The organism is Ilyomonas limi (assembly GCF_005233845.1).
In the GTDB taxonomy this organism is placed as follows: Bacteria; Bacteroidota; Bacteroidia; order Chitinophagales; family Chitinophagaceae; genus Ilyomonas; species Ilyomonas limi.
Map to the genome: position 1 here is coordinate 127,220 of NZ_SZQL01000010.1, position 13,704 is coordinate 140,923.

Below are 13,704 nucleotides of genomic sequence, written 5' to 3' on the forward strand. Positions count from 1 at the left end.
CTAATCAATTATTATAAAAAATTATGGCAACAGCAACAGCAGGTACACCAGCCGATATATCGGTACAACCTCAGGAACCCCCTAAAAAGAAAAGCAAGGTTTTTCCAATTATTCTCATTTTGCTGATAGTTGCAGGTGCATGGTTTGGCATCAGCCACTATATTTATAGTCAGCACCATGAGACAACGGATGATGCACAAATAACATCCAACATCAGCCCGGTAATTCCGCGTATCTCCGGCTATGTAACCGATGTGCGCGTAACAGATAACCAGCGTGTGAAAAAGGGCGATACGTTGATTGTGCTTGATGACCGCGATTTAAAAATAAAACTGGAACAGGCTGAAGCGGCATTGGCAACAGCTAAGGCTAACCTCAATGCTGCACAGGCATCTTCTACGGCAGCCAACTCCAACATTGGTACTACAAGAGCTGCTGTAGGTACTATAGATGCGCAGATAGAGCAGGCTAAAGTAAACGTGTGGCGTGCTACGCAGGATTATAACCGTTATGCCAATTTGATTAAAGATCATTCTATTACCCAACAGCAATATGAACAGGCACTGGCAGCCAAACAAACTGCCGAGCGCCAATTGGATGTGCTGGAAGGGCAACGGAGGCAAGCCGCCAGCGAGGTAAGTGCCACTGCCACGCAAAGCGGTGCTACTTCCCAGCAGATTGGAGTGGCAAGTTCGATGATAAAGCAACGGGAAGCTGATGTAGACAACGCAAAATTGGAATTGTCGTATGCTGTGATTACAGCACCTGCAGATGGCTTGGTATCAAAGGTAAATATCCAGCCAGGGCAGTTTATAACAGCCGGACAATCGCTCTTTAGCATTGTGCTCGATCAGAATGTATGGGTAGTCGCTAACTTTAAAGAAACGCAATTGACCAGGATGCGCGTAGGGCAAGATGTGGAAGTACATGTAGATGCATACCCTGACCATGAATTTAAAGCTAAAATAACTTCGTTTGCTCCGGCAACAGGCGCTTCTTTTGCTTTGCTGCCGCCCGATAATGCATCCGGCAATTTTGTAAAAGTAGTACAGCGTGTACCTGTTAAAATTGAATTTACCGATAAGAATGATCCCGATATTAAGCAGTTGCGTGCAGGTATGAACGTAGATGTGGAAGTAGAGCTGGATTAATTAATAATGGATGAGGAGGTGTGAATGGTGAATATATGAGTGATGGGTGGTTAGTTGTGAGTAGAGAACCGCCTTCATTCATCGTTCACGATTGACAATTCACATTTGATACTCACCACTCTCAACACACAGTATTTATTTTTATGCAACAACAATCATTGGTAGAGTATGGCAGCCGACGCGTAATTATTACGATTACCGCCATTGTTTGCGCCCTGCTCGAAATTGTGGATACCACTATCGTAAACGTTGCACTCAATGATATGCGGGGCAATCTGGGCGCTACTATGACCGAAGTGGGCTGGGTAGTGACAGCGTATGCCATTGGCAACGTGATTATCGTTCCCATGACAAGCTGGCTGTCGCAGCAGTTTGGACGGCGCAATTATTTTGCGTTCTCCATTATGCTCTTTACTGTATTTTCTTTTTTGTGCGGTAATGCCACCAGTATTTGGGAACTGGTAGCTTTCCGTTTCTTCCAGGGATGCGGCGGTGGTGCATTGCTCGTTACTTCCCAAACCATTATCACCGAAAGTTATCCACCCGAAAAGCGCAGTACGGCACAGGCTATTTACGGTTTAGGGGTAATTGTAGGCCCTACATTAGGACCTCCGTTGGGAGGATATATTGTTGACCATAATTCGTGGCCTTACATTTTTTATATCAATATTCCTTTAGGTATCATTGCTACTTTGCTTACGCTGGCATTTGTACGCAGCCCTAAATATGGCGAAAAAACTGCGGCATCCGATGTAGATTGGCTGGGCATTGTTTTACTGGCTGTTTCGGTTGGCTCGCTGCAATATGTGTTGGAGCGGGGTCAGGACGAAGACTGGTTTAATGACATCTGGATAACCACTTTTGCTGTAACAGCGGTCTTTGGATTTTTCTTTTTTATATGGCGGGAACTTACATATCGCAACCCTATTGTGGAGCTGCGTGTGCTTAAAAACGGCAACCTGCGTATAGGTACTATCATGTCGTTTATACTGGGTTTTGGCTTGTATGGCTCCACGTATATTATTCCATTATATACACAGGCAACACTTGGCTGGACGGCGCAGCAATCGGGTATGCTCATGATTCCATCATCACTTACGACCGCCTTTATGATGCCTATTATAGGGCAGTTATTGCAACGCGGCGTAAAGCAGCAATACCTCGTATCGCTGGGTATGTTACTGTTTTTTGTATATAGTTTATGGGGATACAAGATACTTACGCCTGATACCAGTCAGGATGCATTCTTCTGGATGCTGATTGTACGTGGTGTGGGTATGGGTATGTTGTTTATTCCAATTACTACATTGGCTTTATCTACACTCAAAGGCAAGCAGATAGGGCAGGGAGCATCCTTTACGGGTATGATGCGACAGTTGGGCGGCTCATTTGGCATAGCCAGTATTACTACCTTTATGGCACGCCGGCAGGAGTTGCACCGCAGCGATCTGGTAAGTCAGTTAAACACTAATTATCAGAGCGTGCAAAATTATATAACTGGTCTGCAACATAGTTTTATGGCAAAAGGTGCCTCGTTCGATGTGGCTTTAAAACGCGCTTACGCTGTATTGGAAGGCATGATATACAAGCAGGCTTCAGTGCTGTCTTATATGGATGTGTTTTTATATTTAGGTGTCATGTTTTTAATTTGTATTCCCTTCATTTTATTTGTAAGAAATGAAAAAGGTACTAAAATTGACGTGTCTGAAGCGATGCACTAATACCAGCTTCAAACAGGTAAACTTGCATAAGCCATAAGCAACAAGCTGCAGGCAAAAAACTGAGATTTTGAACTAAGCGTATATGGTACTACTTCATTGAAAATAGTATAAGCTGATTGTATATGAATAAAAAAGCCGGCGATACTCGTAAGTATCACCGGCTTTTTATGTGTAGTTGTAAATATAAGTGTTGAAAACCAGACTGTAATAGTATTCATCCAATTCATAGCAAAAATAAAGCCCGGTTCAAAATGCTTTCATCCTGTTCAGCTCAATAAATCAGCCCAAATCTCCGTTAGTCATTTTTCAGTAGGTGCGCCCGCATCATTTGCTTTACATGCTCTGCCACTCTCTTCCTGAACTTTTCGTCATCATAAGGCAGTTCTTCCGAGTCTTTACACATCAGAAGCTTACCAACCTTTTTAGATAAAACCAGGGAGTTGAAAGTGCCGGTCATAGTTGCAATAGTAAGTGGCACATCCACTTTTCTAAACTCTTTTTTACGAATACCAGCTTCAATAATGCTTTTAATAATCTGGTAATTTTTACCAATCACGTTAGAGATGGCTTTACCTAATTCCGGGCGCTGGTTCAACTGTACTTCGTGGTGCAACACCTTATGAAACTCGCGGTTGCTAAAAATACGATTGACATAGATGTCAATGATTTTATCTATCTTTTCTATTTCAGCCAGTGAACTATCGTTCGAAATTTCATCGTATGCGCCGCGCGTATAAGCCACATTGTGCTCCACCATGCTTTCAAACAGCTTCTCTTTTGAGCCAAAATAATAATTCACCATGGCTACATTCACATCGGCGGCAGCGGCCAAATCGCGTATCGAAGTACCTTCAAATCCTTTAGTAGCAAACAATTTTATTGCTGTATTAATAATATGCTCCCGTTTATCCACGCTCATTACGCTCTCCATTAAGATTCATTCAAAGTTAAACAATTGTTTGAATTTAAACAAATGTTTAATCTCTTTTTAAACCATTAAAAACTGCTTTATTTGTTCTCAGCGATAAAATCCTGAATAATGAGTGTGTATCGAATACAAATGGATGCCTGCGCCAGTGGAAGATTCCCGTGAATAGATAGCGTATTTGCCGGTGAAGAGTATCAGAAGATGTGAAAAGAGAACAATGGCTTTATTGCTATTGTTCTCTTTTGTAAAACTTGTTTATTGTTTGAATATAATTAGTCCAGTTTCAACACTGCCAAAAAAGCCTCCTGCGGCACTTCTACGTTACCAATCTGGCGCATGCGTTTTTTACCTTCTTTCTGCTTTTCCAGCAGTTTGCGCTTACGGCTGATGTCGCCACCGTAACATTTAGCAGTTACATCTTTGCGCATGGCGCTGATGTTTTCGCGGGCAATTACTTTAGCGCCGATAGCTGCCTGTATCGCAATCTGAAATTGCTGTCGTGGCAATAATTCCTTTAATTTCTCGCACAATTTCCTGCCAAAATCCTGCGCACGGCTGCGGTGGATGAGTGCGCTTAACGCATCTACTTTTTCACTGTTTAGTAAAATATCCATCTTCACAATATCACTTTCACGGTAGTCAATCGGCGTATAATCAAAAGAAGCATAACCGCGTGTCTGACTTTTTAGTTTATCGTAAAAATCAAACACTATTTCGGTCAGCGGCATTTCAAATATCAGCTCTACGCGCGTGGTAGTAAGATAGCTTTGATTTAATAAAATACCGCGTTTGCCCAGGCACAATGTCATAATGTTGCCAATGTATTCGGGCAGGGAGATTATCTGCGCTCTGATATACGGTTCTTCAATGCGGTCGAGCTTTGTTAATTCGGGCATTTGCGCCGGATTGTTCACTATTATTTTTTCGCCACGCGTAGTATAAGCATGAAAGCTAACGTTGGGAACCGTGGTAATTACCGTTTGGTTAAACTCGCGCTCCAACCGCTCCTGAATAATTTCCATGTGCAGCAGGCCAAGGAAGCCGCAGCGGAAGCCAAAACCTAATGCCTGTGAAGTTTCCAATTCGTAAGTAAGCGAAGCATCATTCAGTTGCAGCTTATCCATGCTGTCGCGCAGCTCTTCAAAATCTTCTGTTACCACCGGGAAAATACCGGCAAATACCATCGGTTTTACTTCTTCAAAACCTTTAATCATTTCGCCGGGATTGGAAGCCAAAGTAATGGTGTCGCCTACCTTTACCTCTTTTGCATTTTTAATGCCGGTGATAATATAACCTACATTGCCGGCGCTAATTTCATTCACAGGCTGCATACCTAACTTCAATACACCCACTTCATCTGCAAAATATTCTTCGCCGGTAGCTACAAATTTTATTTTATCGCCTTTCTTCAGCGTGCCGTTAAACACCCGGAAATAAGCAATAATACCACGGAAGCTATTGAATACACTGTCAAACATAAGGGCTTGCAAAGGTGCTTCTGTATTGCCGGTAGGTGCAGGAATGCGCTTCACAATAGCTTCCAGAATGGCTTCTATGCCTATGCCGGTTTTACCGCTGGCGAGTAAAATTTCGTCTTCTTTACAACCAATTAAATCTATAATCTGGTCTTGCACTTCCGGTATTTTAGCGCCATCCATGTCTATCTTGTTAATGATAGGGATAATTTCCAGGTCATTATCAATGGCTAAGTACAAGTTGCTAATCGTTTGCGCCTGGATGCCTTGAGTGGCGTCAACCAACAGCAATGCGCCTTCGCACGCTGCCAAAGCACGGCTTACTTCGTAGCTAAAGTCAACATGGCCAGGTGTATCTATGAGGTTGAAAATATAGGTAGTGCCATTGTGCAGGTACTGCATTTGAATAGCGTGGCTTTTAATGGTAATACCTTTCTCACGTTCCAGGTCCATATCATCCAACACCTGGTTCATCATGTCGCGCTCGCCAATGGTTTTAGTATGCTCCAGCAGGCGGTCGGCAAGCGTACTTTTACCGTGATCAATATGTGCGATGATACAGAAATTGCGGATTTGCTTCATAAGAAAGCAAAGATAATCGGCTTAAGCATACCTCCGTTAGCATTACTTTTAAGGTATGCTAAAACCTGTGGTACAAAAAAGATTCTATATTGTAAAAAACGTATTGGCAAATACAACACGCACTTTTCTTCTCAACACTTGTGGCGTTCTTCATCAACAAGCAACTTTTGCCGGTGAAGAACACCGCAAGGGTGAAAATCCCTGTTTTATCCAATTTATCTATTCACCATTTACTATTCTCAACAATTATTTCCCTTTACCCAACATAATTATTCTTATAGTATAAACCATAATCTTCAAATCCAGCAACAACGAAATGTTTTTGATATAGAGCAAATCATATTGCATGCGCTCCAGCATTTCCTGTATGTTGGAGGCATAGCCAAACTGCACCATGCCCCACGAGGTGAGCCCGGGCTTTACTTTCAATAAATACTTATAATACGGATTGTACCGGACGATTTGATCTATGTAATATTTGCGTTCCGGCCGCGGGCCAACGAGGCTCATATCGCCCACCAAAATATTAAAGAGTTGCGGCAACTCATCTAACCGCCATTTACGCATAAACTTTCCCCAGGGTGTAATGCGTGGGTCGTTATCGGCAGAAAGCTGCGGTATGCCATTTTGCTCCGCATTCATATACATGGACCGGAATTTATAGATTTTGAAAGGCTTGCCTTTGTACCCTATTCTTTCCTGTACGTACAATATGGAGCCGGGCGAGGATAATTTAGTGCGCAATGCTACGAACAGCAACAACGGACTTAAGGTAATTAAACCCACCATGCTGGTCAAAGCATCCATGGCACGCTTTATATTTTCCTGCCATGCAGGCATAATGTTGGTGCTGATGTCTATGAGTGTGGCGCCTATCACATTACCTGTTTTTACAGAACCAGCGAGTATATCAAAATTATCAGGAGCAATTTTTATCAATACATCCTTTTCACTCAATCGTGCCAGCATGTTTTGCTGCTGTTGTAGTTCACTTTTGTCCAGCGAGACAATTACTTGCTTTACCTGCTCTTTATCTATAATGTGCTCTACCTGTGCAAGGCTGCCAAGCCGTGGCAGATATGCCGATAGTCCATTGCCAGAAAAGGCGTCGGCTGATACAAAACCAATAGACGTAAAGTAGGACGGGTGACGGCGATTATAAATTTCGCGATAGATTTCGAGTGCCTTGCGGCTGTTGCCTATGAACAGTGTTGTAAGGCTGTACAAGCCTTTGGACAAATGAGCTTTTACAATACTTAAAATGAGCAATCTTCCTGCAAATACAACCGTTATCTGGCAAATTAAAAAGGTAAAAAAAATGTTGTAATAATAGTGGTAATTATCCTTTGCGTCGTTCAGAAAAATACAAAAGAAAATAACAATGCAGCCAATGAGCGATTCAATAATGGTGTTGGTTAGCTCGCTTAGCCGCGACTTTACATACAACGATTCTTTGTACGAACCCACGGCTGTAAAAAACAATATCCAAAACAGCGGAAGGAATAAAAAAGATTTTAAAAAAAAATGATTATTATAGGTTAATAATTGTTTGATTGACCAAGCAGGCTGATATAAGAACGATTGCCGGTACAGCGAAATGCAAATCCACACCACACCCGATGTTATAAAATCCATCAGTACATACCATTTGACAGAAAGGGGTGGTTTGAAGAGCCGCATGTCATTTAAATATCAAGCAACGATAGCTGTTGCGCCAATTTTATCTAATATTTTATGCGCCACTTCCATTGCCAGGTACCCATCTATTTCGCTTACCACTACCGGCGTATTGTTGATGATGGCATTGGTAAAAGATTGCAGCTCGGCTTTGATAGCATTTACCGCAGGAATAGAAGGCATGTCCACCGCAATTTTTTTAATGCCGTTGGGCGTTTCTAAATCAAAACCAAAGCCGGTAGGTTCCTGTCCGTTTTGCAGGCGAATAATTTCTGCTTTTTTATCTAAGAAATCAATACCGATATAAGCATCTTTCTGGAACAAACGCATCTTACGCATTTTTTTCATACTAATGCGGCTGCTGGTAAGGTTAGCTACACAACCATTATTAAATTCTATGCGTACATTGGCAATATCGGGTGTATCGGTAAGTACGGCAACGCCACTTGCAGATATGTGCTTTACATCACTTTTTGCGATACTTAATATAATATCAATATCATGGATCATTAAATCAAGAATCACACTCACTTCGGTGCCGCGCGGGTTGAACTGCGCCAGGCGGTGTACTTCTATAAACATGGGTTTTAGCTCCATATCTTTCAATGCAAGGTAAGCAGGGTTGAAGCGTTCTACATGACCAACCTGCAGCTTAATATCTGCTTCGCGCACCATCTTTACTATTTGTTTGCCTTCGGCAATGGTATTTACCAGCGGCTTCTCTACAAACACATGCTTACCAGCACGTATGGCGGCTTCGCATAATTCATAATGGTAAGTGGTAGGCGCTACAATATCAGCAGCATCAATGTCTGCAAGTAATGCGCTTACATCAGTATATCTTTTTAAGCCATAATCCTGCGCTACTTTAGCAGCGTTCTCATCATTTGGGTCGTAAAAGCCCACCAATGCTGCGCTTTCAATTTCCTTCCAGTTGTTCAAATGAAATTTGCCCAAATGACCTACGCCAAATACTCCAACTCTCAACATAAAACATGATTTAAAGACTCAAAGATATATAAATTGAAAAGTTTGATAATTGAATGTATAGGAAGTGACCGGAAGAGTACTGCTGTTTTTCCTGTTAAGTATAAGTACAGCATTCAGTTCGAATTGTGGTTATTGGATAATTCGTCTCTATTGATATTCTTCGCCAACAGATAATTCTTTGCCGGTGAAGAACACCGGCAAAGGCGAAAAATGACATTGAGCTGAAGCCTTGTTTTATATACTGCATTATAGTAACAATCCTAACCACTTCAATAACAAAAAACAGCCGTCCATTTAAGGAACAGCTGTTCAACAATAATGAAAATATATGAATTAAAAACTATAACGCACGCCCAACTGCATACTCCAGCGGGATAGATAATCGGCATATTGCCAGGGGCGGTGTGTATATTGGTTTAAGCCAAACGTGGGGTTGAAATAATAATAGGGTTTTACACTGCCATCGGCCTGTAGTTCAAAATGATCTACGTTTAATGGCTGCACTTCCTGGTTGCTTACATAATACGATTTACCCCAATTTTTGCTTATTAAATTACCAACATTAAAAATATTTGCAACCACAGAAATAGTGTGTGTTTTATAAAAAGCAAACGCCTGCTCTACTTTCAAATCAAAGTGGTTTTCCCAGGGAAGCCGATCGCCATTTCTTTTAGTGTTTTCGCCAGTATGCGAGCGCATATACGCATCTGAGTTTATGTATTGCTGGAAAGCAGCAAACTGGTCGGCAGCCGTTAAGCCACCATGGTCTGCAAACTGGGAGGCGTCTGTGGGCATATAAATAAGATCGTTACCGCCCGAAGTACTTGGCTTAGTTAGGACAGATCCATCATCGCCATTCAGATCTCCAAAATAAACATAAGAAAAAGGTTGGCCAGACTGACCGCTGTACACCAAGCCTATATTAGTATAGCATTTACCATACGTGAATTTTTTACCAATATAACCTACTATGCGCGATCCCTGGTCGTAATTGCTTCTTGCCAGTTCAACATTGTTGGAGCCATTAACAGCATACACAAACCGGTATTGCGAAGCCGCCGTAGAAGAGGTACCGTCATTCATAGTGTAGGAATGCCCTAAACTATAAGCCAGGCTTCCAGACCAGCCATTGCGGGTACTCTTTGAAAGTGAAACAGTAATGTTGTAAGAATAGCCTTTGTTCGTATTTCCTAAGGAATAAACATTGGAATAAAGGCTATCCACTTTTTTGCCATAGAACGGCCGGGTGCTGTTGCCAAGTATTAAATCGGTAGCAGAAGGAGCAAGGTTTAAATCCTGATACAGGATATCCTGCAACGTTTTGGTATATAATCCTTCAATAGTACCTGTAAAACCAAAAGGCAATCTTTGGTCAAGTGCAAGATTTGCCCGCAGCGTTCTTGGATATTTAAAATCAGGATCGGTTACATTAATGCCCGGGCCAGAACCTACACTCGGCTGATATGGATTATTGGGGTCGAAGTGTATATTGTTTCCTGCGATATCAGCGCCAAAAAGATTGCTTGAAATAGTGCCGATACCCGTATTGGTATATTGGTTAGATACCCATACAAAAGGTATGCGGCCGGTAAAGAGACCTGCGCCGCCACGAATCTGTGTTCTTCTGTCGCCATGCACATCCCAGTTAAAACCTACGCGCGGCGATAGCAACAGTTTGGTAGTAGGTATTTTGTTGGTAGCTACATCGTTGTTTTTGGCAATGTTAGAACTGTTAAACGCTTCGTTTACGGCTGGCTTGCTGGTGAAAATCGGAATATCCATACGCACGCCGTACGTTAATTTAAAGTTGCTCCTAATACTATAAGCGTCCTGTGCATAAAAGGCAAGCTGGGTAAAATGCACATTAGCTATTGGTTTGGGATTTTTTGGATCGGTGGAGTAAACAGTCCGGTAATTGGTTGCATAGGCGGTATCTACACCGGAAGCGTCATCATAAAAACTTTGCAGGCTGCCGTATGTGTAACCGCCTACTAAACCCTGTAAAAAAACGTTTTTAGAATTGTAGATGGTGTTATCGGTACCAAGTGTAATATTATGTTTACCGGCATAAATATTAAAGTTGTCGGTGATGGTAAATGTATTTTGGTCTAATGAATTTGCCTGAGAACTGTATTCTGTTCCAAAATTATACGTAGCACCATTATCGGTTATGGCAACAGATGGAAACAACTCGCCGGGCGTACCTCTTTTATCGCGGGCAGCGGTGTAGGTGAGCCGCAGCATATTTGCAAACTTATTGCTGAAGTTGGAGTTTAATTCTGCAACGGTTGAATTGGTGGTAGAATAGAAATTGTAGCCATTGTTGTAAAAGCTCATGGAACTGGTGCCATCGCTAAAAACAAAATTGTTTCCTTTTACGTAGTTATGCCTAAGTGTGAGCTTGTTTTTATTATTGATATTCCAGTCTATACGTGCAAAAAAAGCATCAGATTTTTTATCCTTATTAAAACCATTATAAGCCCCGGGATTATAGCTCCAGCCTGGATGTTTGCTTTCATCTTTTAGAAAATCAGCTAAGCTATCCAGTGTGGAAGTGCGTATTTTGGAATTTGCAGAGCCAGGCATATTATCTATTGGCTGAGAGCGTGTTTCTCCTTCATAATTAATAAAAAAGAACAGTTTGTTTTTAATAATCGGACCACCTAACCGCACACCGTAGATATTGTCTTTAAAATCACCATATTTACTTCTGTCGGTAGGACTTTTGCCTACTAAATTTTGATTTTGATTATATCCATACAGAGAGCCGTGAAACTGATTGCTCCCCGATTTGGTAACGGCGTTGATGCCACCGCCAGTGAAGCCGCTCAATGTAACATCGTAAGGCGAAAGCACTACCTGTACCTGATCTATGGCATCAAATGGAATGGGATTTAATGCAGCCTGACCACCGTTGGTACCGCTGGCAGCTAATCCAAATACGTCTGTTGCATTAGCACCATCTATTGTAAACCGGTTGTACCTGTTACTTTGCCCGGCAAAAGAAACGCCTAACGTACTCCCGTCCGAATTGCTGCGTCGTACCTGCGCCTGAGGCGTCAATCGGGTATAATCGTCAATATTACGGGTAATGGTAGGCAAGGTTTGCAACTGTAACTGGGTAATTTGTGTAGCGGTTCCCTGCGTACTTCTGCCTACATTCCGGTTGGCGGATACTACTACTTCTGCGAGTGTTTGCGAAGTGCTTTGCAGTACGAGCGTTAATTTCGTATCTACCCCCAACTCCAGATAAATACTGTCAAGTGTTTGGGGTTCATATCCAACATAACTGATGTCTATCCTGTAAGGTCCGCCAACGCGCATATTGGAAATAGCAAAGGTTCCGCCCTTCCTGGACATAGCAACATACTGCGTACCGGATGGTACATGCACCGCAGTAACAGAAGCGCCTTCCAAGCCGGCGCCCGCCGCGTTTTTAATGGTTCCCGAAATACTACTTGTGGTTACCTGTGCCGTCACCAAAAAAGGTACAAACAGTACAAACATTAATCGTAAAGCTTTCTTCATTTTAAAAAATATTTCAGTGTGCAAAGTAAAAGCAATAAAATGTTAAAAGGATGGATTTTGTATTATTAAAATATTAACAATCAGCTACTTTATAAATTATTTTATTACATTATATATAATAAAAAGGTTGTTGGAGAAAGCCGTGTTTTCCAAAAAAATGGCAGCCAGGGAGTTCTTTGTAAGACAACAAAAGAACAATATTTGTTGCACAAAAATATTCCATGCCATGCAATAAATGGTAAAACGGTTTTTAGCAGCAATCGTCATGCCTCACTAACTATCTTAATTTTCTGTTCGCAGCCTGTTGAAGGGAGCGCTTAATCGTCAATTGTTTGCAATCATTTGCAACAACAAGCTGCAAAGTATATTAGTGTTGTACCTTTGCGGCACAATTGAATGTATGTTAGATAGTATTGAGAGCGCCATAGATGATATTCGCAATGGCAAGCTGGTGATTGCAGTAGATGATGAAGACCGTGAAAATGAAGGGGATTTTATTGCGGCTGCGCGCAATGTAACGCCTGAGGTCATCAATTTTATGAGTAAAGTAGGTCGTGGTTTGATTTGTGCCCCCATTACCGAGCAACGGGCCGACGAACTGGATTTGCAACTAATGGTAAATACCAATACCGCGCTGCACGAAACCCCGTTTACAGTAAGCATAGATTTATTAGGTCATGGTTGCACAACCGGCATCAGTGCGCACGACCGCGCCAAAACGGTACAGGCATTAATTAATCCTGCTACCAAACCTTCTGATTTAGGTAGGCCGGGACACATTTTTCCGCTACGTGCCAAAAACGGCGGTGTACTGCGCCGTACCGGTCATACCGAAGCTACCATTGATCTTGCGCGGCTCGCGGGTTTTGAACCTGCTGGTGTGCTGGTAGAAATTATGAATGAAGACGGCAGCATGGCGCGATTACCGGAGCTAATTGCGTTGGCCGAAAAGTTTAATTTGAAAATTATCTCTATAAAAGATCTTATTGCGTACCGGATGCAGCACGACTCACTGATTGAGGAAGTGGTACGTGTGGATATGCCAACCAAATATGGTCAGTTTAAACTGGTAGCTTTTAAAGAAAAAACCACTGGTGCCGAGCATCTGGCGCTTATCAAAGGTGAGTGGCAAAGGGGTGAGCCGGTGCTTACGCGTGTGCACTCCAGTTGTTTTACCGGCGATATATTGGGCAGTATGCGCTGTGATTGTGGCGAGCAACTGCACAAAGCTATGCAAATGGTAGAAAAAGAAGGTAAAGGCATTGTATTGTACATGAACCAGGAAGGGCGTGGCATAGGACTGATGAACAAACTGCGTGCTTACAAGCTGCAGGAAGAAGGTATGGATACCGTAGAGGCAAATTTGAAACTGGGTTTTGGCATGGATGAACGGGATTATGGTATTGGTGCACAAATTTTAAATTACCTGGGTGTAACCAGGCTGAAACTAATGAGCAATAATCCGCGCAAGCGTGCTGGCCTCAAAGGTTATGGACTGGAAATAGTGGAATTTGTACCCATAGAAGTACCACCCAACCGCCACAATCATCGCTATTTGCAAACAAAGCGTGATAAGCTGGGACACGAGATAATGACTGAAAAGAATGAAGCACTGTAAAGAACAGTGCTTTTTTATTTTAAAACAAAATCCT

The 13,704-nt window shown here is 42.2% G+C and carries 8 protein-coding genes; 3 read left to right on the top strand and 5 right to left on the bottom strand.

Annotated features, from left to right (window positions below; all coding sequences use genetic code 11):
• Positions 1 to 23: 23 nt before the first annotated feature.
• Both FC093_RS13395 and FC093_RS13400 read left to right on the top strand, forming a co-directional pair.
• Positions 24 to 1,151 carry an HlyD family secretion protein gene (locus tag FC093_RS13395; protein ID WP_137262301.1) on the top strand — a complete coding sequence of 376 codons (1,128 nt, stop codon included), beginning with the start codon at positions 24 to 26 and terminating at the stop codon, positions 1,149 to 1,151.
• 143 nt (positions 1,152 to 1,294) lie between these two features.
• Positions 1,295 to 2,872 carry a DHA2 family efflux MFS transporter permease subunit gene (locus FC093_RS13400; RefSeq protein WP_137262302.1) on the top strand — a complete coding sequence of 526 codons (1,578 nt, stop codon included), beginning with the start codon at positions 1,295 to 1,297 and terminating at the stop codon, positions 2,870 to 2,872.
• Positions 2,873 to 3,167: 295 nt separating this feature from the next.
• Here FC093_RS13400 and FC093_RS13405 read toward each other — a convergent pair whose 3' ends face one another.
• From FC093_RS13405 to FC093_RS13425, 5 genes are all read right to left on the bottom strand, one after another.
• Positions 3,168 to 3,803 carry a TetR/AcrR family transcriptional regulator gene (locus tag FC093_RS13405; RefSeq protein WP_137262303.1) on the bottom strand — a complete coding sequence of 212 codons (636 nt, stop codon included), beginning with the start codon at positions 3,801 to 3,803 and terminating at the stop codon, positions 3,168 to 3,170.
• A 269-nt stretch (positions 3,804 to 4,072) separates the two neighbouring features.
• Entirely contained in the window at positions 4,073 to 5,857 is a 1,785-nt protein-coding gene (gene lepA, locus FC093_RS13410) for a translation elongation factor 4 (RefSeq protein WP_137262304.1), read from the bottom strand.
• Positions 5,858 to 6,103: 246 nt separating this feature from the next.
• A complete protein-coding gene (locus tag FC093_RS13415; RefSeq protein ID WP_137262305.1) occupies positions 6,104 to 7,537 on the bottom strand; it encodes a sugar transferase in 1,434 nt (477 codons plus the stop codon).
• Between the two features lie 12 nt (positions 7,538 to 7,549).
• Positions 7,550 to 8,524, bottom strand: a complete 975-nt coding sequence (locus FC093_RS13420; protein WP_137262306.1) for a Gfo/Idh/MocA family oxidoreductase — start codon at positions 8,522 to 8,524, stop codon at positions 7,550 to 7,552.
• 333 nt (positions 8,525 to 8,857) lie between these two features.
• Complete coding sequence (locus FC093_RS13425) at positions 8,858 to 12,052, bottom strand: TonB-dependent receptor (protein WP_137262307.1); 3,195 nt, start codon at positions 12,050 to 12,052, stop codon at positions 8,858 to 8,860.
• Between the two features lie 400 nt (positions 12,053 to 12,452).
• Between FC093_RS13425 and FC093_RS13430 the strand changes: the two genes are divergently transcribed.
• Positions 12,453 to 13,670 carry a bifunctional 3,4-dihydroxy-2-butanone-4-phosphate synthase/GTP cyclohydrolase II gene (locus FC093_RS13430; RefSeq protein WP_137262308.1) on the top strand — a complete coding sequence of 406 codons (1,218 nt, stop codon included), beginning with the start codon at positions 12,453 to 12,455 and terminating at the stop codon, positions 13,668 to 13,670.
• Positions 13,671 to 13,704 lie beyond the last annotated feature (34 nt).

What these genes read in the sequence shown, in the direction of transcription:
- FC093_RS13395 (WP_137262301.1), top strand. Translation starts at nt 24, where the DNA reads ATGGCAACAGCAACAGCAGGTACACCAGCCGATATATCGGTACAACCT.
- FC093_RS13400 (WP_137262302.1), top strand. Translation starts at nt 1,295, where the DNA reads ATGCAACAACAATCATTGGTAGAGTATGGCAGCCGACGCGTAATTATT.
- FC093_RS13405 (WP_137262303.1), bottom strand. Translation starts at nt 3,803, where the DNA reads ATGGAGAGCGTAATGAGCGTGGATAAACGGGAGCATATTATTAATACA.
- lepA (WP_137262304.1), bottom strand. Translation starts at nt 5,857, where the DNA reads ATGAAGCAAATCCGCAATTTCTGTATCATCGCACATATTGATCACGGT.
- FC093_RS13415 (WP_137262305.1), bottom strand. Translation starts at nt 7,537, where the DNA reads ATGCGGCTCTTCAAACCACCCCTTTCTGTCAAATGGTATGTACTGATG.
- FC093_RS13420 (WP_137262306.1), bottom strand. Translation starts at nt 8,524, where the DNA reads ATGTTGAGAGTTGGAGTATTTGGCGTAGGTCATTTGGGCAAATTTCAT.
- FC093_RS13425 (WP_137262307.1), bottom strand. Translation starts at nt 12,052, where the DNA reads ATGAAGAAAGCTTTACGATTAATGTTTGTACTGTTTGTACCTTTTTTG.
- FC093_RS13430 (WP_137262308.1), top strand. Translation starts at nt 12,453, where the DNA reads ATGTTAGATAGTATTGAGAGCGCCATAGATGATATTCGCAATGGCAAG.